This window comes from Actinosynnema sp. NPDC002837, assembly GCF_040295345.1.
Lineage (GTDB): Bacteria > Actinomycetota > Actinomycetes > Mycobacteriales > Pseudonocardiaceae > Actinosynnema.
Window position 1 is genome coordinate 13,097 of record NZ_JBEOVG010000023.1, and the last position, 24,706, is coordinate 37,802.

The 24,706-nt window shown below is 73.7% G+C and carries 23 protein-coding genes and 1 tRNA gene; 12 read left to right on the forward strand and 12 right to left on the reverse strand.

Annotated elements, in window-relative coordinates; all coding sequences use genetic code 11:
• Positions 1–68: 68 nt before the first annotated feature.
• Both ABTZ99_RS18290 and ABTZ99_RS18295 read left to right on the forward strand, forming a co-directional pair.
• The gene (locus tag ABTZ99_RS18290) at positions 69–1,079 is read left to right on the forward strand and encodes an alpha/beta fold hydrolase (RefSeq protein ID WP_498775432.1); all 1,011 of its coding nucleotides are present in this window, start codon (positions 69–71) and stop codon (positions 1,077–1,079) included.
• A 115-nt stretch (positions 1,080–1,194) separates the two neighbouring features.
• Positions 1,195–2,718, forward strand: coding sequence for an MFS transporter (locus ABTZ99_RS18295; RefSeq protein WP_498775430.1), 1,524 nt, complete (start codon positions 1,195–1,197; stop codon positions 2,716–2,718).
• Between the two features lie 4 nt (positions 2,719–2,722).
• On the opposite strand, the gene ABTZ99_RS18300 is transcribed toward ABTZ99_RS18295, so the two are convergent.
• From ABTZ99_RS18300 to ABTZ99_RS18315, 4 genes are all read right to left on the reverse strand, one after another.
• On the reverse strand, positions 2,723–3,190 hold the full coding sequence (locus ABTZ99_RS18300) for a redoxin domain-containing protein (protein ID WP_498775428.1): 468 nt from the start codon (positions 3,188–3,190) through the stop codon (positions 2,723–2,725).
• A gap of 36 nt (positions 3,191–3,226) precedes the next feature.
• A complete protein-coding gene (locus tag ABTZ99_RS18305) occupies positions 3,227–3,805 on the reverse strand; it encodes an RNA polymerase sigma factor (protein WP_499612446.1) in 579 nt (192 codons plus the stop codon).
• A 67-nt stretch (positions 3,806–3,872) separates the two neighbouring features.
• Positions 3,873–5,519 carry a vanadium-dependent haloperoxidase gene (locus ABTZ99_RS18310; protein ID WP_499612448.1) on the reverse strand — a complete coding sequence of 549 codons (1,647 nt, stop codon included), beginning with the start codon at positions 5,517–5,519 and terminating at the stop codon, positions 3,873–3,875.
• Positions 5,520–5,821: 302 nt separating this feature from the next.
• Positions 5,822–6,145, reverse strand: coding sequence for a TauD/TfdA dioxygenase family protein (locus ABTZ99_RS18315; RefSeq protein ID WP_499612450.1), 324 nt, complete (start codon positions 6,143–6,145; stop codon positions 5,822–5,824).
• A gap of 1,056 nt (positions 6,146–7,201) precedes the next feature.
• Between ABTZ99_RS18315 and argJ the strand changes: the two genes are divergently transcribed.
• A complete protein-coding gene (argJ, locus tag ABTZ99_RS18320) occupies positions 7,202–8,359 on the forward strand; it encodes a bifunctional glutamate N-acetyltransferase/amino-acid acetyltransferase ArgJ (protein WP_498775418.1) in 1,158 nt (385 codons plus the stop codon).
• An 11-nt stretch (positions 8,360–8,370) separates the two neighbouring features.
• Here argJ and ABTZ99_RS18325 read toward each other — a convergent pair whose 3' ends face one another.
• Positions 8,371–9,390 (reverse strand): thioesterase domain-containing protein, encoded by a 1,020-nt coding sequence (locus tag ABTZ99_RS18325; RefSeq protein WP_499612452.1) that lies wholly within the window; start codon positions 9,388–9,390, stop codon positions 8,371–8,373.
• A gap of 7 nt (positions 9,391–9,397) precedes the next feature.
• Here ABTZ99_RS18325 and ABTZ99_RS18330 point away from each other — a divergent pair, with 7 nt between their 5' ends.
• The 3 genes from ABTZ99_RS18330 to ABTZ99_RS18340 all read left to right on the forward strand — a co-directional run bounded on the left by ABTZ99_RS18330 (position 9,398) and on the right by ABTZ99_RS18340 (position 12,866).
• The gene (locus ABTZ99_RS18330) at positions 9,398–9,931 is read left to right on the forward strand and encodes a LysE family translocator (protein ID WP_499612454.1); all 534 of its coding nucleotides are present in this window, start codon (positions 9,398–9,400) and stop codon (positions 9,929–9,931) included.
• 75 nt (positions 9,932–10,006) lie between these two features.
• On the forward strand, positions 10,007–10,957 hold the full coding sequence (gene mtnA, locus ABTZ99_RS18335; RefSeq protein WP_499612456.1) for an S-methyl-5-thioribose-1-phosphate isomerase: 951 nt from the start codon (positions 10,007–10,009) through the stop codon (positions 10,955–10,957).
• A complete protein-coding gene (locus ABTZ99_RS18340) occupies positions 10,938–12,866 on the forward strand; it encodes a bifunctional aldolase/short-chain dehydrogenase (protein ID WP_499612458.1) in 1,929 nt (642 codons plus the stop codon). The genes mtnA and ABTZ99_RS18340 overlap by 20 nt, the downstream gene beginning before the upstream one ends.
• 111 nt (positions 12,867–12,977) lie before the next feature.
• Here ABTZ99_RS18340 and ABTZ99_RS18345 read toward each other — a convergent pair whose 3' ends face one another.
• Together ABTZ99_RS18345 and ABTZ99_RS18350 are read right to left on the reverse strand one after the other, a co-directional pair.
• Positions 12,978–13,445: a nuclear transport factor 2 family protein gene (locus ABTZ99_RS18345; RefSeq protein WP_498775410.1), complete on the reverse strand. Its 468-nt coding sequence runs from the start codon at positions 13,443–13,445 to the stop codon at positions 12,978–12,980.
• Positions 13,442–14,395 carry a pyridoxamine 5'-phosphate oxidase family protein gene (locus tag ABTZ99_RS18350; RefSeq protein ID WP_499612461.1) on the reverse strand — a complete coding sequence of 318 codons (954 nt, stop codon included), beginning with the start codon at positions 14,393–14,395 and terminating at the stop codon, positions 13,442–13,444. Before ABTZ99_RS18350 ends, ABTZ99_RS18345 begins: the two co-directional genes overlap by 4 nt.
• 138 nt (positions 14,396–14,533) lie before the next feature.
• Here ABTZ99_RS18350 and ABTZ99_RS18355 point away from each other — a divergent pair, with 138 nt between their 5' ends.
• Entirely contained in the window at positions 14,534–15,154 is a 621-nt protein-coding gene (locus ABTZ99_RS18355) for a CGNR zinc finger domain-containing protein (protein WP_499612463.1), read from the forward strand.
• Between the two features lie 29 nt (positions 15,155–15,183).
• On the opposite strand, the gene ABTZ99_RS18360 is transcribed toward ABTZ99_RS18355, so the two are convergent.
• Complete coding sequence (locus ABTZ99_RS18360) at positions 15,184–15,480, reverse strand: HPF/RaiA family ribosome-associated protein (protein WP_498775404.1); 297 nt, start codon at positions 15,478–15,480, stop codon at positions 15,184–15,186.
• 153 nt (positions 15,481–15,633) lie between these two features.
• Between ABTZ99_RS18360 and ABTZ99_RS18365 the strand changes: the two genes are divergently transcribed.
• The gene (locus tag ABTZ99_RS18365; protein ID WP_499612465.1) at positions 15,634–16,212 is read left to right on the forward strand and encodes an SMI1/KNR4 family protein; all 579 of its coding nucleotides are present in this window, start codon (positions 15,634–15,636) and stop codon (positions 16,210–16,212) included.
• 60 nt (positions 16,213–16,272) lie between these two features.
• Here ABTZ99_RS18365 and ABTZ99_RS18370 read toward each other — a convergent pair whose 3' ends face one another.
• Complete coding sequence (locus ABTZ99_RS18370) at positions 16,273–16,830, reverse strand: TetR/AcrR family transcriptional regulator (RefSeq protein ID WP_499612467.1); 558 nt, start codon at positions 16,828–16,830, stop codon at positions 16,273–16,275.
• Positions 16,831–16,981: 151 nt separating this feature from the next.
• Here ABTZ99_RS18370 and ABTZ99_RS18375 point away from each other — a divergent pair, with 151 nt between their 5' ends.
• Complete coding sequence (locus tag ABTZ99_RS18375; RefSeq protein WP_498775398.1) at positions 16,982–17,545, forward strand: hypothetical protein; 564 nt, start codon at positions 16,982–16,984, stop codon at positions 17,543–17,545.
• Between the two features lie 24 nt (positions 17,546–17,569).
• Here ABTZ99_RS18375 and ABTZ99_RS18380 read toward each other — a convergent pair whose 3' ends face one another.
• Positions 17,570–18,475 (reverse strand): oxidoreductase, encoded by a 906-nt coding sequence (locus ABTZ99_RS18380; protein ID WP_499612469.1) that lies wholly within the window; start codon positions 18,473–18,475, stop codon positions 17,570–17,572.
• A gap of 95 nt (positions 18,476–18,570) precedes the next feature.
• On the opposite strand from ABTZ99_RS18380, the gene ABTZ99_RS18385 reads away from it, so the two are divergent.
• Positions 18,571–19,209: a DNA-binding response regulator gene (locus tag ABTZ99_RS18385; RefSeq protein WP_499612471.1), complete on the forward strand. Its 639-nt coding sequence runs from the start codon at positions 18,571–18,573 to the stop codon at positions 19,207–19,209.
• 58 nt (positions 19,210–19,267) lie between these two features.
• Here ABTZ99_RS18385 and ABTZ99_RS18390 read toward each other — a convergent pair whose 3' ends face one another.
• Together ABTZ99_RS18390 and ABTZ99_RS18395 are read right to left on the reverse strand one after the other, a co-directional pair.
• Complete coding sequence (locus ABTZ99_RS18390) at positions 19,268–21,577, reverse strand: hypothetical protein (RefSeq protein WP_499612473.1); 2,310 nt, start codon at positions 21,575–21,577, stop codon at positions 19,268–19,270.
• 18 nt (positions 21,578–21,595) lie between these two features.
• Positions 21,596–21,670: transfer RNA gene (locus tag ABTZ99_RS18395), tRNA-Pro, on the reverse strand.
• Between the two features lie 707 nt (positions 21,671–22,377).
• Here ABTZ99_RS18395 and ABTZ99_RS18400 point away from each other — a divergent pair.
• Complete coding sequence (locus tag ABTZ99_RS18400; protein WP_499612475.1) at positions 22,378–24,357, forward strand: NACHT domain-containing protein; 1,980 nt, start codon at positions 22,378–22,380, stop codon at positions 24,355–24,357.
• Complete coding sequence (locus tag ABTZ99_RS18405; RefSeq protein ID WP_499612477.1) at positions 24,342–24,662, forward strand: hypothetical protein; 321 nt, start codon at positions 24,342–24,344, stop codon at positions 24,660–24,662. Before ABTZ99_RS18400 ends, ABTZ99_RS18405 begins: the two co-directional genes overlap by 16 nt.
• The last annotated feature ends 44 nt before the right edge of the window (positions 24,663–24,706 follow it).

Consider the following 24,706-nt stretch of genomic DNA (forward strand, 5'->3'; position numbering starts at 1 on the left):
CGCGCCGCTCGTCCGCGACAGCGCGGGGGACCGGGCCGGTGAACGCCATCGTCCGAGGACAGGAACACATGAACCCCGCACCACGACCATCCCGCCGCCTGCCCAAACCGGTGACCGTCGCGCTGGCCCTCCTGGTCGCCGCCGCCACCGCCTGTTCCGCACCGCCCGCCCCCGAGGTTCCCGCGCACGCGCGGGCCACCCACGCCGACGCGCGGTTCACCGACACCTTCCGGCACGAGTTCGCCGACGTCGACGGCGTACGGATGCACTACGTGACCGGCGGCCGCGGCACGCCCGTGGTGCTGCTGCACGGCTGGCCGCAGACCTGGTTCGGCTGGTGGCCGATCATGCCCGCGCTCGCCGAGCACCACACCGTCTACGCGATCGACCTGCCCGGCCTCGGCGACAGCACCGGCGCACCGACCGGCTACGACAAGGCCACCCTCGCGCGGTACGCGCACGCCCTGGTCGCCGACCGGCTCGGGGTGCGGGACGCGAGCGTCGTCGGGCACGACCTCGGCGCGGCGGTGGCGTTCCAGTACGCCGCGCAGTTCCCCGCCGACACCGCGCGGCTCGGCTACCTCGACCTGCCGCTGCCCGGCCCCGCGATCGACGCGGCCGCGTACCGCTCGCTGAGCTGGCACATCGCCCTGCACGCCCAGCCGCGGGTGCCCGAGGCCGTGGTCGGCGACGACGTCCGCGAGTACCTGGCGCTGTTCTACCCCCAGGTCGCCTTCGGCGGAACGGCGTTCGGCGGCACGTCGGACCGGTCGCCGTTCACCGACGCCGAGGTCGCCGAGTACGCGCGGACCTACAGCCGGCCGCAGGCCCTCTCCGGTGGCTTCGACCTCTACCGCGCCCTCGACCAGGACGTCCGCGACGCGGTGGCCGCCGCGCCGGTGCGGGCGCCGACCCTGCTCATGACCGCTCAGGGGCAGCTCGACGCGATCAGGGCCACGGTGGCCCCGCGCGTGACCGACATCGTGCGGGCGGTCGACGTGCCGAACGCCGGGCACTGGCTGGTCGAGGAGAACCCGCGGTTCGTCACCGACGAACTGCTGCGCTTCCTCGCGGGGTGAGCCCGCCGCCGGTCCGCGGAGTTTTCTCCGACGACTTTCCGCCGCGATGTCGATCCGGGCCGCCGCCGTTCGACTCAAGGGTGACAGGACACGATCGACAGCCGGGGAGACGACGATGAGGGCAGGACGACGCGAGTGGTCGGGGCTGGCGGTGCTGGCGCTGCCGACGCTGCTGCTGTCGGTGGACATGAGCGTGCTGCACCTGGCGGTCCCGCACCTGGCCGCCGACCTGCGCCCGAGCAGCACCCAGCTGCTGTGGATCATCGACGTCTACGGCTTCATGATCGCCGGTTTCCTGGTCACGATGGGCACCCTGGGTGACCGGATCGGTCGGCGGAAGCTGCTGATGGCGGGCGGCGCCGCGTTCGGCGTGGCCTCGATCGTGGCGGCGTTCACCACCAGCCCGGAGCTGCTGATCGGCGCGCGGGCCGTGCTCGGGATCGCCGGCGCGACGCTGATGCCGTCCACGTTGGCGCTGATCAGCAACATGTTCCAGGACCCGGGTCAGCGGGGCACCGCGATCGCGGTGTGGATGAGCTGCTTCATGGGCGGCATGGTGATCGGGCCGGTCGTCGGCGGCGTGCTGCTGGAGCACTTCTGGTGGGGCTCGGTGTTCCTGATGGCCGTGCCGGTGATGGTCCTGCTGCTGGCCGCCGCGCCGAAGCTGCTGCCGGAGTACCGCGACACCGCCGCCGGGCGGCTCGACCTGCCGAGCGTGGTGCTGTCGCTCGGCGCGATCCTGCCGGTCGTCTACGCCCTCAAGGAGACGGCCAAGGCCGGCGTGTCGCCGGTCAACGCGGTCGTGCTCGCCGTCGGCGTGGCGGTCGGCGCGGTGTTCGTCCGCCGGCAGCGCGGCCTGGCCGACCCGGTGCTGGACCTGAGGCTCTTCCGGGTGCGGGCGTTCGCCGCGGCGGTGAGCATCATGCTGGTCGGCGCGCTCACCATGGGCGGGGTCTTCCTGCTGGTCAGCCAGTACCTGCAGATGGTCGCCGGGCTGACCGCGGTGCAGGCCGGGCTCTGGCTGGTGCCGCAGGCGGGCGCGGTGGTGGTCGGGTCGCTGATCGCGCCGCGGCTGGCGCGGCGGTTCCGGCCGGAGTTCGTGCTCGGTTTCGGGATGCTGGTCGCGGCGGGCGGGATCGTGCTGTTCACGCAGGCCACCGGCGCGGGCGGGGTGGCGTTCGTGGTGGCGGGCATGTCGATCGCGAGCTTCGGGATGGGGCCGCAGGGCGTGCTGTGCACCGAGATGGTGGTCGGCTCGGTGCCACCCCGGAAGGCCGGGGCCGCGTCGGCGATGTCGGAGACCAGCGGCGAGTTCGGCATCGCCATGGGGATCGCGGTGTTCGGCAGCGTCGGCACGGCCGTCTACCGCGACCAGGTCGCCGTGCCCGAGCAGGTGCCCGCCGAGGCCGCCGCCCTGGCGACCGACAGCATGGCCGGCGCGCTGCGGGCGGCGGGCGCCCTGCCCGAGCCGGCGGCCGACGCCGTGCTCGCCACCGCGCGGGACGCCTTCACGTCCGGGCTGCACACCGTCGCCGTCGTCGGCGCGTCGGTCGTCGTGGTGTTCGCGGTGGTCGGCATGATCGCGCTGCGCGGGACCGGCCGCGTCGAGGAGCCGGTCCCCGCCCTGGAGAGCAGCTGACCGCTCAGGCCGGGGCGCGCAGCGACGCGACGGCCGCCGCGATCCCCTTCTTGTCGTAGCTGTTCGTGGGCAGCGTGGCGCCGTGGGCGTGGCGGACGACGCCCTGGCGGTCGACGAGGACGCTGCCGGACTGCTGCAGCGACCCGAAGACCTTCCGGCCCAGGCCGACGACCTCGTGCGGGCTCTCGCGGCGGCCGGTGAGGACGGGGAACGGGATCCGGCGCTTCGCCTTCCACGCGGCCGCCGCCTCGCGGTCCTCCGGCACCGCGATGAGGACGCGGACGTCGTCGGCGGCCAGCTCGTCGGCGCGGTCGACGAGGTCGCGGACGTGCAGGTTGCAGACCGGGCACGACGTCGATCGCACGAAGAAGAGCAGCACCGCGTGCCGTCCCCGGTAGTCGGACAGGCTGACGGCCTGCCCCGCGGTGTCTTCCAGGGCCAGGTGCGGTGCGGGTGATCCGGCTTCGAGCACGGTGGGGTTCCTTTTCGGAGCGGGGTGGTGGGGAGGTCAGATCCGGGCGGAGGACGAGGGCGGGACGGCCCCGCCACCCAGGCCGAGCCGGAGCGCGGTCCTGGCCCGGTGCAGGTGGGACTTCATCGCCGGGGTGCTCAGCCCGAGCGCCTCGGCGACCTCCCGCCCCGGCCGGCCCAGCACGTCGCGCATGACCAGCACGCGGCGCTGGACGTCGGGCAACGCCCGGATCGCCGCCGCCACGCGTTCGGCTTCCAGCCGCCTGAGCACTTCGTCCTCGGCGGAGGCCACCGGGACGTCGTCGGCCTCGTCGTAGCCGTCGAACAGCCGCCGGGCGCGGCGCAGGCACTCGTGCCGGACGACCCGGAACATCCAGGACGCGAGCGCCGCCGTGGCCCGCAGGGAGCCGATCTTGCGGTAGAGGACGATCAACGCCTCCTGCGCCGCGTCCTCGGCGTCCTGCGGCGACGCGCACAGGTGCCCGGCGAAGCGCAGCACGTGCGGATGGGCGCCGTGCACCACCGCGGCGAGCGACTCCAGGTCACCGCCCTGCGCGGCCTCGATGAGCTGCTCGCTCGCCCAACCGCGGTCGACCACGTCCACCCCCCGCCGCACGTGTCCCTCTTGTCGTAACCATCGCCCATAAGAGACCCCGACACCGAGAAAGGATTCACCCCGTCGTTCAGACGATCGCGGTCGTGCCGTCGAAGCGGGTGTAGGTGAAGCCGTCGAACTCCTCGGTGAGGGTGCGGCGCAGGTCGGTGAGCACGTGGTCGGCGACCGCCTCGCCCAGGAGCAGCCCGGCGGTGGTGTCGGAGCGCCAGTGCACGCCGGCGAAGTTGCGGCCGTAGGCGGCGTTGAAGGCGAGTTTGTCCAGTTCTCCGCCGACCGTGAGCGCGGGCCCCCGGTAGCGGCGCAGCGACGTGCCGTCCGCGCTGGGCACGACCGGGTCGCGCAGGACGAAGGACTCGTCGTAGAACGCCTTGAGCACGGTCGCGCAGGCGCCCGCGACGGTGGCGTGCGCGGCGGTGTAGGCGGGGTGGGTGGGACATCCCCGCGGGTAGGCCATGGGCAGCAGCAGGGTGCCGTGCTCGGCGCGGACGCGGTCCGGCGCCTCGGCGTCGAGCAGCTGCGGGTGCAGGGGGTGCTCGATCCGGCCGAGGGCGTGGTTGTGGGCGTGGCCGGCGAACTCCTCGGGCCGGAGCCTGCGGTGCACGCACCACTTCTGGAACCACGCGGCCAGCTGCGCGGCCTGCACGACGCGCGCGACCAGGTCGAGGGGGTGGGACCAGTCGAAGGTGACGCCGGGGCGGGTCTCGGCGCGCAGGTAGGGGTTGTTGCGGTCCCAGGCGTCGGGGCCCTGGTCGATCAGCAGGAGGTTCGCCATCAGGTAGGGCTGCTGGGTGAAGTTCAGGCGGGAGTACTCGGCGAGGTCGCGGCCGTTGCGCGGGTAGCGGGCGGTGCCGTCGTAGGTGCTCTCGCGGGCCGGGTGGTGACCCCGGATGTTCCGCAGCCACTCGTCGTAGTCGGTGAGGTGGTCGTCGCGCGGCGCGGGCACGCGGTAGGTCTGCCTGATCGTCGCGGCGCCGAAGGGGACGTCGCGCAGGAGGAACTGCGAGACGTACGGCCCGTTCAGGGCGCCGGGCATCGGGCCGCGGAACACGGTCGCCGGTGTGACGCGCCCGTGGTCGGTCGGGCCCTCGTAGCCGGTGAGGCGGGACAGATCGCGGCAGGCGGCGGCGATGAGCGGATCGGTGCCGTAGGCGGTGAACGGCACGTCGCGGCACAGCGCCTGCCAGTACAGCTCGACCAGCTCCGCGGCCGTCGTCGCCCCGGCGAACGGTGGTGGCGGCGGCACGGTCAGCTGGTGGGAGTCGGCGCCGACCAGGCCGTAGGTGAACGCGGCGTGCGGGTTGGTCAGCCCGACCGGCCCGTCCACGACGATCCCGTCCAGGTCGCCGGGTTCGTGGCCGGAGACCGCGCGCACCAGGCTCGCGTAGGCGGCCGGGTCCACACGTCCCAGCTCGTCGTGGGGCAGCCCTTTGCCGTAGTTGCCGATCAGATCGGGGTGGGCCGCTTCGTCACCATTGTCGTGGTGCTGGGCGGCGGGCAACGCACGTTGGCGCGCGGCCGCCTGCTCGCGGATCCGGTACGCCCGGGTCCGGCGCGCGTCCGGCGGCACGGGCTCGCCGCGGACCTCCGCGCGGGCGACGGCGCCGGGCAGGCCGGCGGTGAGCCCGGCCGCGCCCAACCCGCCGAGGACGGCGCGACGGCTGACCGGGCGGTGCTCCGACGCGGTGTGGACCGGTTCGCCCGACGGCACTGCCACGACTGCCCGTCCTGTCCTCGGCTGCGGCTCTCGTCGGCCCGGGGTGTCGGTCGACCTCCCGGGCCCGGGAGCCAGCATCGCGCGAAGCGCCGGCGTCGCGGAACGGCGGAACCGACCGTCCACCCGAAGGTGCGACACCACCCGCCTGCCGCCCGGCATCCTGCGCCGTCACCCGGACGGTGGCCGGACAACCGTTCACCGACGACCGCTCACCGACGACCGCTCACCGGTGAAGCCGGGGCGTGAACGGCCGCCGACCGCCGGGCCGAGGGCGGCGGCTTCTGGATCTCCTCGACGGCCGGTCAGGACGCGTTCGGCAGGGTCACCTGGCCGCGGAACAGGAGGCGGACGCCGTCCGAGCTGATCGCGGTGCGCCCGTGCAGGGTGCGCTGGTTGTCGATCACCAGCAGGTCGCCCGGCTGCCAGCGGTGCTGGTAGAGGTAGCGCGGGGAGTGCAGGTGGTCCGACAGCTCCTCGAAGAACTTGTCCGACGCGGCCTCGTCCACGCCCGCCAGGCGCACCAGCCAGCCGCGCGGCACGTCCGGCGCGAACCGCAGCGCCAGGTTCAGCGACCGGACCCGGCCGTAGTCGCGGGTGGTGGCGATGCCGTACCAGTCGGCGGGCACCTGGGTCGGAGAAGTCCTTGGCGAACAACACGATCAGGTCGACCTGCTCGCCGACCAGCAGCCCGTCGGTGTGCAGCGGCAGCGGGCCGCGGCCGGTCACGACCTTGTCCTCGTCCCGCGACGCGTTGAGCTTGAGCAGGTCGGCCCGGCCCTCGCCGAACTTGTGGTCGACGGGGTAGGTCACCGTCCCCGAGTCGATGCCACCGGACAGCAACGTCGCGTAACCCGCGCCCGGCTGCCCGTCGGCGATCGCGCCGATCACACCGTCCAATTCGGACAGTTGAGCCTTGCCCGCCGTCAGCGGGTCGTCGCGGTGCGGTTCGCGGAACCGCTCCAGCAGGTCGTCCGACTGCTCGGTGGTGCGGCGCCAACCGGAGGCGGCGAGCGTCCGGCGCTCGCGTGGAGTGGCGCAGCCGTCGCACGCCGAGGACCAGCGTCGCCTCGGGGTCCGCGCCCACCGGCACGGGCGAGGTCCGGACGTCCAGGCCCAGCGCCGGCAGCACGAGCGCGGCCAGCAGCAGGTCGGTGAAGTAGGCGAACCCGCCCGGGCCCTCCGGGGCGTAGACCGCCTCCTCGTTGAACACCGACGTGGACGCCGGCACGGAGCCCTCGGCGACGCGGATCACGGTCCGCTGCCCGGGTTCCGCGGGCAACTCGCCGTCCGGCGCGGCGCCGTGCGGTCGTCCGGGTTGGCTCGCCTGGAAAAGCACCGGGACGCGGACGGCGGACCTGCCGCGATCCGCGGTGAACCCCTTGTCGCGCAGGCCGAAGCGCCGACGCCGCCCAGTGCCCCGCCGCGCGTCCCCCGACGTCCGCGCGCGGACGCCAGGGTCGCCCAGGGCCCGTCGCGGGGGCAATGCGCGGCCGGAAACCCTCCCGGATCATGGGAGTCGCGGCTGGCTCACCCGATCGAAGGACGTGCGCGCGATGGATAGTTATGCAACGCTGCGTCGGCCGTCTCGGTGCTCTGTCACCAGAGCGCATGTTGACTATGCAGTGTAAGGTATGTCCATCCATTGGGCGGGGTGGCCGCACACGAGCAGATCTGAGGTGTCCATGACGGAGACGGCGGTGCCGCGGGGCTTTCGCGGGATCACGAAGAACATGGGGCTGAAGGACGTCGGCGACGACTTCGCCGCCGTGGTCTCGGAGGTGCCGGCGCGGTCGGCCGCGGTGTTCACCAAGTCGCGGTTCGCCGGCCCCAGCGTGGTCCTGAGCCGCGAGTCCGCGGCGACGGGTCACTGCCGCGGCATGGTGGTGCTGTCGCGCAACGCCAACGTCGCCACCGGGCGGGCGGGCGTCGCGCACGCCGTCGAGGTGCGCCGGCGCGTGGCCGAGATCGCCGGTGTGGCGCCGGAAGAGGTCGTCATCGGCTCGACCGGCGTGATCGGCCGGCCGTACCCGATGGAGAGCATCCGGGCCAACCTCGACGCGCTCGCGTGGCCGTTCCCGGAAGCCGACTACGAGCGGGCCGCGACGGCGATCATGACCACCGACACCCGCCCGAAGTCCTGCCACGTCCGCGTCGGCGACGCCGTGCTCGTCGGCATCGCCAAGGGCGTCGGCATGATCGAGCCGAACATGGCCACCATGCTGGCGTTCTTCTTCACCGACGCCGACGTCGACGGCGACGAGCTGGACGCCGCGTTCCGCCGCGTCGTCGACCGCACGTTCAACGCGCTGAGCATCGACACCGACACCTCGACCAGCGACACCGCGGCGATCTTCGCCAACGGCCTGGCCGGCCCCGTCGACCGGAACGAGTTCGAGCAGGCCCTCTACGACTGCGCGCTGCACCTCGTGCGGGAGATCGCCTCCGACGGCGAGGGCGCGAGCAAGCTGATCGAGGTGCGCGTCACCGGCGCCCGCGACGACGCGCAGGCCAAGCTGGTCGGCAAGAGCGTCGTCAACTCCCCGCTGGTCAAGACCGCCGTGCACGGCTGCGACCCGAACTGGGGCCGCATCGCCATGGCGATCGGCAAGCTCGAGGACGAGACCGACATCGTCCCCGAGAACGTCCGCATCCTGTTCGACGACCTGCCCATGCACCCCGAGGAGCCGAGCGACGCGCTGCTGGAGCGCGCGGCCAAGTACCTCGGCGCCGACGAGGTCGTCATCAACATCGACCTGGGTATCGCGGACGGCGCGTTCACCGTCTACGGCTGCGACCTCACCGAGGGCTACGTCCGGATCAACGCCGACTACACGACCTGACGACGGCCGGTTCACGGCGACGCCAAGGCGCGCGTGATCTCCGCCTCCAGGCGGGTCACGGTCACGCGCGCCGAGAACAGCCGCTCGGTGTCGAGGTCGACGTCGAAGACCTCCTCCAACGCGGACAGGGCCTGGATCAGCGTCGCCGAGTTCACCCCGCTGGTCTCCCGGACGTCCGCGGCGAACCCGGCGAGCGACGGCTCGTCGACGCCGCGCGAGCCCGCCGACACCGGCGTGTCGACCACCACCACGCGTGCCACCGACGCACCGCACACACGTGCCACCTCGAACGCCAGCGCGCCGCCGAACGACCAGCCGCCCAGCACGAGCGGCACGTCACCGGACCGGACGTCGGCGGGCAGCCGCTCCACGCAGCGGCGGGCGAGGTCGGGCAACGTCAGCGCGTCGTCCGGTTGCGGTCCGTCGAAGCCGACGACGTGCGCCTCGACGTCCACCGGCAGGTCGCGGACCACGGGGGAGTAGCAGGACACCCCGCCACCGACCGGCGGGAAGAGGACCAGCCGCAGGCGTGGCGTCGCCGCCGCACGTGGTTGGTAGGTCCAGATGATCTGGTCCGGTTGACGTGCGTGCCGGCACCGTGCGGCGAGTCCGGCAACGGTCGGGTCGACCATGAAGTCGCCGAACGACACGGCGTACCCGAACCTGGCGCGCAGCAGGGACAGCAGCCGGATCACGTCGTACGAACCGCCGCCCGCGTCGAAGAAGCCGCCCTCGCCGGGCGGCTCGCCCAGCCCTTCCTGCCAGCAGGCCGCGACCTCCTGCCCGACGAGGTCGCGCGGCGGTGGCGCGACACCGACCTGATCGACCGCGAAGCGGCGATGGCCGACTACGTCGAGTCGGTGATGCCCGACCTGACCCTCGACGACCTCGCCGCGGCCCGCGCCGAGGTGCGCGAGCACGGCAAGGGTCTCGGCGTCACGATCGGCGGGTGAGCAGGCGTGACCGCCGCGGCGGTGCTCGGGTTCACCGGGCCTGTGCCTGCTGCCGGCCATCACCCCCGGACCGGACACCTTCCTGGTGCTGCGGTACGGCCTGGGCGGCGCGCGGTTCGGCGTGGCCGCGTCCGCGGGGTCGGGGATCGGCTCGCTGTTCTGGGCGGCGGCCGTGGCGCTGGGGTTGGCGGACCTGCTCGGCTCCTCGCCCACCGCGTTCCTGGTGGTGAAGGTCGTCGGCGGCCTGTACCTGCTGTACCTGGGGGTGGTGGGGTTCCTGCAACGCGACCAGGTGGCCGACCCGGGCGATGGCGGCCCGGTGCGGTGGCGGTGGGGGCCGTCGTTCCGGTCGGGTGTGCTCTCCTGCCTGCTCAACCCGAAGGTCGGCTTGTTCTTCCTGGCCGTGGTGCCGCATTTCCTGCCCGCCGAGGCCATCAACGTGGGCACGATCATGCTGCTCGGCCTGATCGACGCGGTGGTGGCGCTGGCGGCGCCGGCGGTCGGCGCGGCCAGGGCGGTCCTGTGGTTGCGCCGGCCCAGGGTGTCGCGCACGATGGCGGGCCTGAGCTCCGCCGCGTTGTGCGCGCTGGGCGTCGGCACCATCGTCGCGGTCGTGTGACCCGCGATGCGCCACCGCTGTGCCGACGGAGTGATCATCCTTTTCCGACCGGCGCCCAACCTGGAGACTTCAGCCATGCGGACGATCGACTGGGTGGACGGCCGGATCATCGCGATCGAGCAGACCCTGTTGCCGGACGTCGTGACGACGCTGCGGATCGACACGGTGGACCAGCTCGTCGACGCGATCAGGAGACTGGCGATCCGGGGTGCGCCCGCGCTGGGCGTCGCCGGCGCGCTGGGGGTGGCGCTGGCCGCCGGCGGTGGCGGGGACGTGCGCGCGGAGGCGGCGCGGCTGCGGGCCGCCCGGCCGACGGCGGTGAACCTCGCCTGGGGCGTGGACCGGGTGCTGGCCCGGCTCGACGACGGCCTCGACGCGGTGGTCGCCGAGGCCGTCCACGTCCTCGAAGACGACGTCCGCCGCAACCGCGCGCTGGGGCTCCGCGGCGCGCGGTGGCTGGTCGACCGGCTCGGCGGACCGGTCAACGTGCAGACCCACTGCAACGCGGGCGCCCTGGCCTGCGTCGAGTGGGGCACCGCCCTCGGCGTGGTGCGGGCGTTGCAGGAGGACGGCGCGCTGGGCCACGTCTACGTGGACGAGACGCGGCCGCTGCTCCAAGGCAGCCGGTTGACGGCGTGGGAACTCGCCGCGATGGGCGTCGCGCACACCGTCGTGGTCGACTCGGCGGGACCGACCGTGATCGCCAAGGGCCTGGCCGACGCGGTCGTGGTGGGCGCGGACCGCATCGCGGCCAACGGCGACGTGGTCAACAAGATCGGCACCTACCCGCTGGCGCTGGCCGCGGCGCGGGCGGGCATCCCGTTCGTCGTCGCCGCGCCCGAGTCGACCATCGACCTGGCCACCCCCGACGGCGCGCACGTGGAGATCGAGGTGCGCGACCCGGCGGAGGTCGTCGGGGACCGCGCCACCGCCGCGCTGAACTTCGCCTTCGACGTCACCCCGGCCGACCTGGTCACGGCCATCGTCACCGACGAACGGACGATCTGTGGAAAACCGCTGGGCTGAAACGGAAACGCACTCCGACGAGCTGGACGCCTGCGTGTACGGGTCGCGGCTGCTCGGCCGCGAGCCGGACCTCGTGCTGCACGGCGGCGGCAACACCTCGGTCAAGACGTCCACCGTGGACATCACCGGCCGTGCGGTGGACGTGCTGCACGTCAAGGGGAGCGGCTGGGACCTCGCGACCATCGAGCGGGCCGGGTTCGCGCCGCTGCGGCTGGACCGCCTGCGCGAGCTGCTGACCGTGCCCAGCCTGCCGGACTCCGCGATGATGAACGAGCTGCGGTGCGCGTTGCTGGACGCGAGCGCGCCCGACCCGAGCGTGGAGACGCTGCTGCACGCCGTGCTGCCGCACCCGGCCGTGCTGCACAGCCACGCCGACGCCGTGATCACGTTGACCAACCTGGACAAACCGCTGGTGGAGGAGGTCTTCGGCGACCGGGTCGTGGTGATCCCGTACGTGATGCCGGGGTTCGCCCTCGCCCGCACGTGCGCGGAGCTCTTCCCCCGGCACGTCGGTGAGCGCACCATCGGCGTGGTGCTGCTCAACCACGGCCTGTTCACGTTCGGGGAGGACACCAGGCAGGCCTACGACCGGCACGTCGAGCTGGTCGGCGACGCCGAGGCGTTCCTGTCCCGGCACCGGCCCGCGCGGAGGTCCGTGCCCGCGCCCCCGGTCGACCGCCACCGGCTCGCCGGTCTCCGCCGGCGGATCTCGGACGTGGCCGGCGCGCCGGTGATCGTGAGCCGGCACGCCGACGACGCCACGATGGCCTTCGTCACCCGGCCGGACCTCGCCGACGTGGCCACGCGGGGCCCGGCGACGCCCGACCACGTGATCCGCACCAAGCGCGTCCCGCTGGTCGGCGACGACGTCGACGGCTACGCGGCCGACTACCGCCGGTACTTCGACGAGCACGCGGGCCCTGGCCTGACCATGCTCGACCCCGCGCCGCGCGTCGTGCTCGACCCCGGGCTCGGCCTGCTCTCGGTCGGCAGGCGGGCCAAGGACGCCGACATCGCCCGCGACATCTACGCCCACACGATCGAGGTCATCGAGCGGGCGGAGGAGCTGGGCGGGTACCGGGCGTTGCCGCCGGCCGACCTGTTCGACATGGAGTACTGGGAGCTGGAGCAGGCCAAGCTGCGGCTCTCCGGCGCGCCGGCCGAGTTCACCGGCGAGGTCGCGCTGGTCACCGGCGCGGCGTCCGGCATCGGCCGGGCGTGCGCGGACGCGTTGCGGGCCAAGGGCGCGAGCGTGATCGGCCTCGACCTCACGCCGACCGAGAGCCGCGCGGACTACCTCGGCCTCCAGGTCGACGTCACCGACCCGGCGGCGGTCGAGGCCGCGATCGACCGGGGCGTGGAGCGGTTCGGCGGGCTCGACGTGCTGGTCGCGTCCGCCGGGGTGTTCCCGGGCGACACCCCGATCGCCGAGCTGGACCCGACCACGTGGCGGCGGACGATGTCGGTCAACGTGGACGCGATCGCCGCACTGTTCGCCCAAGCGCACCCGCTGCTCAAGCTCGCGCCGCGCGGCGGGCGGGTGGTGGTCGTGGCCTCCAAGAACGTGCCCGCCCCCGGACCGGGCGCGGCGGCCTACTCGGCCTCGAAGGCGGCGGTCACCCAACTGGCCAGGGTCGCCGCGCTGGAGTGGGCGGCCGACGGCATCAGGGTCAACGCGGTCCACCCGGACGCGGTCTTCGACACCGGTCTGTGGACCGCCGACGTGCTCGCCCGGCGCGCCGGGCACTACGGCCTGAGCGTCGAGGCCTACAAGCGGCGCAACCTGCTCGGCGCCGAGATCACCAGCGCGGCGGTGGGCCGGGTGATCGCGGAGCTGTGCTCGGACACGTTCGCCCACACCACCGGCGCGCAGGTGCCGGTCGACGGGGGGAACGAACGCGTGATCTGATCCCTCGCCCCGACTCCGCTCCGCCCACCGTGTCCTCTGCGGACGGAGCGGGGTCGGCGCATCGTCCCGCTGACGGGAGCGGCCCGGCCCGCGCGGGGTGCGGACCGGGGGTCAGGCGAGCGGGATGTCGTGGCCGGGGCCCCGCTCGTCCTGCGGGCGCGGGCCGAAGTAGCGGCGGTCGGCCTCGTCGATGCGCAGGTCGTTGATGCTCGCCTCGCGGCGGCGCATCAGGCCGTTGTCGGCGAACTCCCACAGCTCGTTGCCGTAGGAGCGGAACCACCGGCCCTCCGCGTCGTGCCACTCGTACTGGAAGCGGACGGCGATGCGGTTCTCGCGGAAGCCCCACAGGCTCTTGCGCAGGACGTAGTCGAGTTCGCGAGCCCACTTGGCGGTGAGGAAGTCGACGATCTCCGCGCGGCCGGTGACGAAGACGTCCCGGTTGCGCCACACCGAGTCCTCGGTGTACGCGAGGGCGACGCGGTGCGGGTCGCGGGTGTTCCAGGCGTCCTCGGCGGCTTGGACCTTGGCCAGGGCGGCGTCGACGTCGAACGGCGGGAACGGCGGACGTGCTTCGGTCATGGCTGGGCGGTCCTCCACGGTGCGGTGAGCGGCGGGTTGTCGGGGGCGGGGGCCGGGGAGTCGGCCCGCAGCGCCAGCAGTCGGCCGGCGACCACGTGCCGCGGGGTGAAGTGGACGCGGCGGCCGGTGCGGTCGTCGTCGCCGGGAACGCCCGGGCGGGTCCACTCCACCTCGGCCCGGCCGGACAGGTGCAGGGTGCGGCCGGTGGCGAAGTCGCAGAACAGCAGCGCGGCGTCGGGGTCGGACGCCAGGTTGCCGAGGGTGTTGAACATGTTGTTGCCCGAGTAGTCCGGCCACCACAGCGCCCCGTCCTCGACGCGGACGAAGCCGGGCGCCCCACCGCGGTGCGAGGCGTCGTTGCCGCGGGTGGGGTGGGTGGTGCCGAGCAGGAAGGTGTCGGACCGGCGGACCAGGTCGACGTCCTCCGGCGCGAGGTCCGTGCCGCGGCGGACCGGCGCCGCGCCCGGGGACGTGCCGTCGGTGCGGTGGAGGCGTCGGGCCTGGATGTACCGGGGGCAGTTGCCGTACGCCTGCTCCACGTCGACGCGCAGCCCGTCGTCCCCGGCGTCGGACAGCGTGCCGTTGACGCGCAACCGCCTGCGGGTGGCGAACTCGACCACGATCAGCCCGGCCGGCTGGTCCGCCGGCAGGCCGCGGAGCGGGTCGCCCTCGGCCGGCGACGTCCGCACCGCGAGGGCGGTCGGGGTGTCGACGTGGAGGAAGCCCGGCGGCCCGGTCAGCGGTGAGAGCCACAGCGAGCCTTCGGTGTCGCGCGCGGTGATCGCGGCGAAGGTGCGGTCCGCCAGGAACCGCGTCGCCCCGTCGCCGAGCCCGGCGGGCGCCACCATGCCCGCGAGCCGGGCGGCGTCCAGGGAGACGCCCGCGCGGCGCTGCACGGCCAGTTCGCCCTCGTGGAAGCCCGCGGTGTCGGCACGGGTCGGATCGGTCATGCGGGAAGCACCCCTTCGATCACCGGTTCTGACGTTTGCAGGTGCCAGTAACCGTTAGAATGACCATGGCATGCGCCGGTGCCCGTGTCAACGGACAGAGACCTCTGCAACCGTTAGAAGTGGGGTAGCCTCGACCGCATGGACACCGACGCGCCGCTGCTGGGCGAGCCGCTCCCGGTGGAGTTGATGAACACCGTCTGGGCCGACCGCGACGGCGTGCACGACGCGCTGCGCGACTCCGGCGGCACCAGGGCCTGGCTGCGCGCCGTCTGCGCCAGGACGGACTTGCTGACCCCCGGCGACCTCGACGCGCTCGCCGCGGCCGACCTCGACCGCCTCGGCCACCGGCTGATCGGCCTGCGCGACGCGCTGCGCCGGCTGGCGACCGAGGCCACCGGGGACCCGCGCCCGGCCGCCGCCTCCGACCTCCGCGGCCTGGACGCGGCCGTGACCGTGCTCAACCGGGCCGCCGGCGACACGCCACACTGGTCGGCGCTGTCCTGGACCCCCGGCGAGGCCCCGTCACGGCACACCCGCACGGGCGGGCCGGCCGCTTCCGCCGCCGTCTCCGCCATCGCCGAGGACGCCATCGCGCTCTTCGGCCAGGACACGCGCCACCAGCTGCGCGCCTGCCTCGGCCCCGGCTGCGTCCTGTACTTCCTCAAGAACCACCCCCGCCGGGAGTGGTGCTCGGCGGGCTGCGGCAACCGCGCTCGTTCCGCCCGCCACTACCAGCGCCACCGCGGCGCGACGGCCTGACCGTCGCGTCGCGGCGTCTCCGACCGGGGTCAGCGACCCAGGTCGCGGAGCTGGTGCTGCAACTTGTCGTGCAGCAGGTCCACCGCCTCCTGGTAGGTCTCCGCGGTCGCGGCGGCGTTCACCGGCGTCCCGTTGACGTCCAGCGACGCGTGCGCCACCAGCAGGCGCGGCCCGTCCGTGCTCAGCCGCACCTTGGCGTAGGAGATGTCGGCGGGGGAGTACTTGGCGATGGCGGAGACCTTGGCGCGGGCGTACTCGGCGGCCTCGCCGGGCAGCCCGGGGGCCAGGTCGACCCGGATGTCGGCGATCTCGTGCACGTGGCTCATGCCTCCACCCTCCTCCCTTTTCCGCGACACCGCGCCGGAGCTTTCCTCAGGGTCGGTCCGGGAATCGCGGCGTGGGCACCGGCCTGGTGCGACGCCCCCGTCGGTAACCTCGTGCCGGAGCTCGGTTCGGCCGGGCGGCGACTGGGGGAACACGTGGCAGGCGCACCGAAGCGATCGTACGTCGACGAGATCTGCGAGCTCGTCGGGTGGCGGGCCGGTGGTTTCCGGCCGGGGCTGGACTGGGCCACCGTCGAACGCGAGCTGGGAACACCGCTCCCCGGCGACTACAAGGAGTTGCTCACGCGGTTCCCCTCCGGTGGTTTTCGCGGCGCCATCCAGTTCTTCAACCCCGGTCAGAGCGCGGAGGAGTGCGGAGGGGCCAAGGCGCACAACGACGAGCTGCTGGAGATCTTCGGCGACGAGGACCTCGACTACCTGCGAGGCGTCCCGTACCGGCTGTTCCCGGCGCCCGGTGGCCTCTACCCGTGGGGGATCGACGGCGCCGGGGGAACGTTCTGGTGGATCACCGACTCGGCGGACCCGGACGAGTGGCGGGTCGCCTACCACGACCGCGACCAGTGGCACGAGGAGCACCCCGGGCCGATGACGAGCGCCATCCACGAGCTGCTGCTGAGCACCGGCGAGGACAACCTCCTCCGGTGGGACATGGCCGGCAGGCCGGTGGACTTCAGCGGCCACTGGGGCGACCGGCACGTCTCCCACCAGGGCTGAGACGCATCCCGACGTGCCGTCAGGCGCCGGCGGTGAACCGGTCGGAGCACGCCCGTCCGGTTACCGGCCGCGGCGTTCGAGGAGGCTCTCGACCCCGAGGAGGAACGTCTCGCCGATCGGTTTCGGGTCGGTCAGGCAGCCCGCGGCCATGGCGCCGTCCCGCAGCATGGCGAAGTGGCGGCCGGCGGCGTCCGGGTCGGGTTTCCCGGTGGCGGCCAGGAGTTCGGTGACCGCGGTCAGGAACCACTTCCGGTGCCTGAGGACCGCCTGGTGGACGGGGTGGGCCGGGTCGGGGTACTCGGCGGCGGCGTTGAGGAACGCGCAGCCCCGGAAGTCGGGCCGCTGGATGTCCTCGGCGATGGACCGGGCGACGGTGCGGACGACGTCGTCGGGGGAAGTGTCCTGGGCCCGCGCGGCGTCCATGCGTGCGCGGATCGCCTCGTCGGCCAGCGTCAGGTAGGCGACGACGAGGTCGTCCTTGCCCGGGAAGTGCCGGTACAGGGTGGCTCGCGTGACCCCCGCGGCGGCGATGATGCGATCGATGCCCACCGAGTGGAGCCCTTCGGCGTAGAACAGCGCGCTGGCCGTGGTGAGCAGTCGCGTCCGAGCTTCCGACATCCGTTTCCCCCCTTCGAGGTCCGGTCCCGAGGCTAGCAGATAGAACGGTCGGTCTTGACAGTCGAGCGCGCGTGCCGCACGCTCTCAGGTGTACCGATCGTTCTATCTACCTCGGGCCGTCACCGTCTCGACCGTCGAAAGAGGGAATCCGATGTCCAGCTCCACCGAAGCCCGCACCCCGGTGGCCGAGGTCGACGGCGCCAAGGCGCTGCGCGCCCTGTACTTCGTCCGATTCGGCTTCGCGATCGTCTGGGCGGGCCTGCTCGCCCTCACCGCCTCGACGCTCACCCCGTTCGCCATCGCGCTGCTGGTGATCTACCCGCTGTTCGACGTCGCCGCCGCCGTGGTCGACCTCCGCTCCTCCGGAGCCGCGCGACCTCGGGTGCCGCTGTACGCCAACATGGCGCTGAGCCTGCTCACCGCCGTCGGCTTGGCCGTCGCCGTCACCTCCGGCATCCCGAGCGTCCTGCGGGTGTGGGGCGCCTGGGCGATCGCGGCGGGCATCGTGCAGCTGATCGTCGCGGTCCTGCGCTACCGGCTCGGCGGCCAGTGGCCGATGATCCTCAGCGGTGGGCTCTCCGCGGTCGCCGGCACGACGTTCGTCGTGCAGGCCGCCGGAACGGCCGCGTCGCTCACCAACGTCGCCGGTTACGCGGCCGTGGGCGGCGTCTTCTTCCTGATCTCCGCGATCCGCCTGCACCTGCGCGGTCGCTGAGGACGTCGCCGGGGCGGCCGGGGTTCACGCGATCGCGTCCAGGCGGGCCAGGTCCTCCTCGGTCAGCCGCAACCCGGCCGCGGCCACGTTCTCCGCGAGGTGCGCCGGGTTGCCGGTGCCGGGGATGGCGAGGACGTTGGGCCCCTGGTGGAGCGTCCAGGCCAGGCGGACCTGGGCGGGGGTGGCGTCGTGCGCCCTCGCGACCTCGGCGATCACGTCCTTGCCGGTCTCGTCGGCCGCCGCGAACGGCGACGAGCCGGGGATCGCGGCCCCGATGGCGAAGAACGGCACGAACGCGACGCCGTGCTCCGCGCACAGCTCGACGAGCGCGTCGTCCTCGCGGCGCGTGACGAGTCCGTACTGGTTCTGGACGCACACCACCGGCGCGATCGCGAGGGCCTCCCGCAGGTGCTCGACGCCCACGTTCGAGATGCCGAGGTGCCGGACGAGACCTTCCTGCCGCAGCTCGGCGAGCGCCCCGAAGCGGTCCGCGATGGAGCCCTCGCCCCGTTCGAGCCCCCGGCCGATGCGGAGGTTGACGACGTCGAGGTGGTCGAGGCCGAGCTGGCGGATGTTCTCCTCGACCTGGCCGCGCAGACCCTTCTCGTCGTCCACGTGGAGCCAGTCGCCGGCCGGGTCGCGGCCGGGGCCGACCTTGGTGGTGATGACCAGGTCGTCCGGGTAGGGCGCGAGGGCGGTGTTGATCAGCTCGTTGGCGGAGCGCAGCGCGGAGAAGTAGAAGGCGGCCGTGTCGATGTGGTTGACACCCAGCTCGACGGCTTTCCGGAGGACCTCGATGGCCCGGCCGCGGTCGCTGGGGCCGCCGTCGGCGTCGCTCATCAGCCGCATGGCCCCGAAGCCGAGGCGGTTGACCGTCCGGTCGCCGAGATCCCAGGTGCCGGCGGCGGTCGCGTCGATCGTTGTGCTCATGGCTCCAGCTTCGGTCCTCCGGGTGCGGCCCGCCGGGAATGGCAACTTCTTGCCGGGATTGGCGACGGGGTTGCGCCGCGCGGAGACTGGGTGGCATGAGCCTCGACCACGTGCCCGTCCTCCACGGCGACGAGGAGTTGTTCAGCCGCACGGCCCACCTGTTCGCGACCGCGACCGAGATCACGTGCGCCGCGCGGGACCTGAACACGTGGGCGGCGACGCGGCCACGTCCCCGTGACGCACGGCCGGCGTCGATGCCGAGGCTGCGCAAGCTGTACCGGCCCGAGGTGCTGCTGAACCCGTCGATGGCGCAGCACCTCCGCGCCACCGCGGCGCGGGGCGCGGAGGTGCGGATCACGCAGGACGACATCAACGAGACGATCATCATCGACCGCCGGCTCGCGATCCTGGCGGGTGACGTGGTGGACGGCCGCCGCGGCTACGGCATCGTGACGGAGCCGGCGGTGGTGCAGAACGTGGCGTCCCTGTTCGACGCCGCGTGGCGCTCGGGGACCGACCTGGCGGTGTACGACGCCCAGCACGCGGAGCTGCGCGCGCTCGCGCCGCGGGTGCTGGAGCTGCTGGCGTCGGGCTGCAAGGACGAGACGGCGGCCCGCACGCTCGGCCTCGGCGTGCGGACCTACCGGCGTCGGGTCGCGGAGCTGATGGCCGTCCTGGGCGCGGACTCCCGCTTCCAGGCCGGGGCGAGGGCCCGCGACCTCGGCCTGATCTGAGCGGCTGTCGCACCGCGCCGGTCGCCGACGCGATCACGGCGCGGGGGAGCGACCCCGGTCAGCGGCGGCCGGGGTCGACCAGGAACGGGTTCCTGCCCTCGGTCCAGCCGAGGAACCGCAGGCCGGTGCCGTTCCGCACCGTGCCGGCCGCCGTGAAGCGACCGCCGTGGAGCACGTGCAGCAGACCGTCGGCCGCGGGCTGGAGCACGGTGCCGCGCACCTCGCCCGCCAACCTCTCCGCGTGGGCGAGCCGCACGGCCGGCTCGCAGAAGCCGAGCAGGAACAGGGCCTGCCGCCACGCGTACGCGGCGTTCTTCACCTGGATCAACGCCGCGTGCCGGTGGTCCGGCCGCCGGCCGAACCGGCGGACGAGCCGGTCGAACACCCGCCACACCAGCTCCGGCGCGTGTTCGCGCACCTCGTCGGCCAGGTCCAGGCCGTCGACCAGCACGGCCAGGTTGTGCGTGGTCAGGATCTGGCTCTGCTCCAGCAGCATGCCGTTCGCCGCGACCGAGCCACCGGAGGTGCCCGCCCGATCCCGGCACAGCGCGGTGAAGTCCGGCGCGGTCCGCTTGCCCCAGCGCAGGACGGTGCGCGGCGCCTCGGGCCAGTCCGCCGGCAGGTCGTAGTAGTTCGCGTAGGGCGTGCCGGCCAGCAGCCGGCTCGCCACCACCGCCGCGTCACGCCACTTGGTGGTGAACCTGCCGGTGAAGATGTCCGCGGCCACCTCCTCGACGAGCGGCAACTCCAGCGAGGCCTGCTTCGCCAGCGCCCTGAGCTCGGTCACCAGCGGGTTCGGCAGCAGGGCGTGCGGGAACGCGGTCAGCGCCAGCATCGTGACCTGCCGCAGCGCGCGGTACGCGGCCGCCGCGCCGTCCGGTCGGGGCGACCGGTGCGGCTCCAGCGCCCGCACCCACGGCAGCTCGGTGAACCGCACCTGGTGCTCGAGGTCGAGCAGCAGCAGGCCGCGGCGACGCCGGAACGCCGGGTAGGTCTGCTCGTACAGCCCCGCCACGACCGGGTCGGCGATCGCCGTGCCGAGCAGCCGCGAGGTGAGCTGCGGCAGCACGATCGCCAGCGTCTCCCCCGACGTGATCACGCCGAGGCGCACCAGCTCGTCGGCCGGCGCTTCGAGCGCTCGCGCCGCCTTGTGCACCAGGCGGTCCGGCACCGTCGTGCCGCACGGGATCCCGGCGGTCGTCTCGGCTTCGGACACCGCGGCCGACGCGACGTCGAGCGACGGCAGGCCGCCTTCCGCCGGGTACCGGTCCAGCCTGCTCGCGAGCACACCGGCGAGCGCGGCCCTGGTCGGCGCCGCGACGGCCGCCGCCCCGGCGGTGCGCCACGCGTCCCGCCGGTCGGACTCCGGCGCGCCCCGGCGGCTGACCGTGTTCGCGATGGCGCGGCGGATCCAGCCGACCTCGCGCGCGGTGAGCGCGTCGCTGCCGTCCGGACAGGACTCCAGGGCGTGGCGCAGTCGCGCGAAGTTGCTCTTCGGGTCGGCCTGCCGGCCCGAGAGCGCGTGGGTGCGGGACGCCTCGGCGAAGTCCGCGCGCCACTCGGCCCTGGCCGCCGCCCACTCGGCCGGCCACGTGCGACACGGCCACCCGCCGTGCACGGTCCCGTTCGCGTCCAGGTGGGGCAGCTCGCCGTCGACCGTGCGACACCACAACGCGACCAGCCGGTCGTACAGCGGATTCCACACGGTCAGCGTGTCGCGCATCGCGGCGATCCGCGCCGGCACCCGCACGGCGCGCAGCGACGCGGCGGCGTCCTTCACCGACGTGAGGCGGACGGCGGAGCCCGACGGCCGGGCGACCGGTTCGAAGCGCGGCGTCAGCCGGAGCCGGTGCAGCAGCGGGCGCAGGTCGGCGATCAGGTCCAGGGCCTGCTCCGGGAAGCCCGTGTCCAGCAGCAGGGCCACGACCGGCAGCGCCGCGTCCTCCGGCAACTCGACCCGGTAGTGCCCACGGCGGATCACGTCGAGCAGCTCGGCCTGGCCCGCGTCGCCGAGGTACCAGAGGTTGAGCCGTTCCCGCGCGTTCCGGCCGGGCACGTCGTCCGGGAGGGACGCGACGCGGGCCGCCTCGTCCTCGGACAGCGGCACCTCGGCCAGGTACCGGCCGGTCGCGAAGCCGCCGTCCGCGACTTCGAGCGTCACCCACGCCGGGGTGTTCGCGACGGGGGTGCGGGAGCCGACCGCGAGCGTGCCGTCGGCCATCCCGTTGACGACGTCCTCCCAGCGCCGCACCTTGCCCAGCGCGCGCTCACCGTCGGCCCCGGCACCCGCGGAGGCCACCGCGGCCAACGCCCGCTCCAGCCGACCGGTCGCGTAACCGGAGGAAGCGGTGCGGATCTGGTCGGACACAGTGGACTCCGCGGTCGGTGGACATGGAGGCGGGAATCGAACCCGCGCCCTCCCCGTCCCGAGCGGGGCGATCTGCCACTGATCTACTCCATGAGGTGGCCGGATCGTATCGGCCGCGCACGCCCGTCGCCCCCGATTTTCCGCGCGGAGGACCTCGGCGCCCCTTCGCGGCGCGGATGCAGGCGCGGTGGCCGGACACGCACCGTTTGAGCGCGTGGTCGTCGATGCCGACCGCGACCGGGGCCGATGGCGTCGGGTCCGGCAGGTCACAGACCAGCTGCGGCAATGTGCTGCGACTGGCGCGCACACCGATGACGCCGCGCAGACGGGCGCCCGCGCGCCTGGCCAGGGCCACACCGATCTTCTCCGGAACCGGCCGCAGCCGCTCCGACCAACGACCGTGCCGACGCGTCACTCCCGCGATCTGCTCCACGAACGTCCACTTCGGACACTCCGGTGCAGGACACGCGAAACGACGCGCGCGCCACGAGTACAGAGCGATCGCACGCCTACACCGCGGAGGTGATGCGGTTCTGGCGGGCCGTGCTCGGGTACGGGCAGGTCGGTGACGAGGGCCTGCTCGATCCGCGTCGCCGGGGGCGTCCCCGTGGTTCCAGCGGATGGACGCCACGCGTCCGCAACGCAACCGGATCCACGTCGACGTCTCCGTGCTGCACGACGAGGGTGGGCCGCGAGCGACCGGACTCGGCGAGCAGGTCCAGTCCGACAGCCTGTGACTCGATCGGGTGTAGCAGGTGCGCACGACGTAACGCGGTGCGACGGTCGGCGAGAGAGGTGGTGTGACGGGTTGGCGACGGTGGGGAATCGCGTCGGTCGCGCTGGTGGCCGTCGTGACCGCGCTCGTCCTCGCCCTCGGCTCCCCGAACGGGCTGCAGTCGGCGGCCAGCGTCGGGAGCCTGGTCGCGGCGCTGACCCCGCTCGTGCTGGGGCTGGTCCTCTGGGCGCGCCGCCCACCGCTCGTGACGCTCACGACCTCGACCGCCGAGCAGACCGACGCGGCCCAGCGCCTGCTCGCGAGCCAGGTGCTGAGCCAGTGGCGTGCCGAGATCGACGTCCGCCGGCTCGACGATCCCGGCCCGCTCGCGGTGCGGTGGCGGTTCACCGAGCTCGACGTCGCCGATCACGTCGCCCGGGAGAGCCGGTGGCGCGGCCTGCTCGGTCACGGGCGGCGCCGGTTCACGGGCCGGACCGACCGCATCGGCGACATCGCCGCGCGGTTCCGGGGCCTAAAGCGACGGCGGCTCGTGATCCTCGGGGAGCCGGGCACGGGCAAGACGACGCTGGCCTTGTTGCTGCTCCGCGAACTGCTCGACCACGCGGAGCCGGGTGAACCCGTGCCCGTGCTCGTCCCCCTGTCGGAGTGGGATCCCGGCGCCGAGACGCTCCACGAGTGGCTGACCCGCCGGTTGGTCGAGGACTACCCGGCGTCGCGCGCCACCGCGTTCGGCCCGGACGCCGCCCGCTCGCTGGTGACCGGGCGGCGGGTCCTGCCGGTCCTGGACGGTCTGGACGAACTGCCCGAGGGCATCCGACCCGCCGTGCTGCTCCGCCTGAACGAGGTCGCCGCGGACCCCCTCGTGCTCACCTGCCGCACCGCGGAGTACGAGGCCGCCGTCGCCGCGCCGGGCGGGGACGTGCTCACCGGCGGTGCGGTCATCGAGCCGAACCCGCTCACACCCGCCGACGCCGCCGACTACCTCGCCGCTTGCCTCCCGCCGGGCGCGGTGGGCGACTGGCGCGGTCTGCTGGCGACCCTCACCGACGGTCGGCGCGGCCCGCTCACCGAGGCGTTGTCCACCCCGCTGGCGCTGTGGTTGCTCCGCAAGGTCTACGTCGACACCGGCGAGCACCCGGCCGAGCTGTGCGAGGTCGGCCGGTTCCGCAGCGCCGACGCGGTGGTCGAGCACCTGCTCGACCACCTGGTGGCCGCGCTCGTCAGCGCGAACCCGCCGCGGGGCGGTGAGCATCCGTTCCGGCCCCGGCGGGCCTGGGATCCGGCCGACGCGACGAGGTGGCTGACGTTCCTCGCCCACCACTTGACCACGATGGGCGGCCGTGACTTCGCCTGGTGGCGGCTCCACCACGCGGCGCGGCGCCGGGCCGCGGTCGTGGCGGGGCTCGTCGCCGGGGTCGGGCTGGGGTGCGCGGTGGCGGTCGGCGAAGGGCTTCTGGTCGGGCCCGTGAACGGAGCTGTCCTCGGCCCCCTGGTCGGACTCGTGTTCGGGGTGGTGGTCGGCTTCGCCCGCGGGCTCACGATCGGGCACGTGGCCGGGCTCGTGTTCGGGTTCAGCCTGCTGGGCGCCGGCGTCGACGCGGGACTCCTCGCCGGTGAACCCGTGGTGGGCCTGGTGTTCCTGGTCGCGGGCGGAATCCCGGTGGTGGTCGTCGGCGTGCTGGTGGCGCGGGGCGTCGGTTTCACCCCACCGGAGACGCCGGCGTACGCGGATCTCCGGCTGCGCGGTCGAACCCGATCGCTCGTGCGAGGGCTCACGAGGTGGGCCTGGTGCTCAGGTTCGTGCCCGGTTCCTCGGCCGGGCTCGTGTTCGGCGGCGTGCTCGGCGCGGCGGGCGAGACCTCGGGTGGGCTGCGTTCCGGACTGGTGTTCGCGCTGGTGTTCGGCGGCGCCACCTGGCTCGCGGTCGGGCTGGTCGAGTGGGCCGAGACCCCGCAGCCGGACGACCGGCCACCGACTCCGGTCACCGCGTTCCGCCGCGACCTGCGGCTGGTGTGCCTCAAGTCGATCGTGGGCGGTTCCGTGATCGGCCTCGCGTTCTGGCTCCAGGACGTGCTCAGCGGCACCGGGGCATCGCCGACCGGACTCGTGGTCGGTCTCCTCGTCGCCCTCGCGATCGCACTCGGCGTCGGATCTCATCAACCCGGCGGACGCTACGTGTCCGCGGTGCTCGCACTGCGCGCCCAACGGCAACTCCCGCTGCGACTCCTGGATTTCCTGGACGACGCCCACCGACTGGGTCTCCTCCGCCGGACCGGTCCCGTGTACCAGTTCCGGCACGCACGTCTCCAAGACCACCTCAGCCGGAAGTCGGCGCCGCCGGTGTCGTGACGGTGGCGGTCGGGTGGTCTTCGGCGCACCTGGCGTCCTCGGCG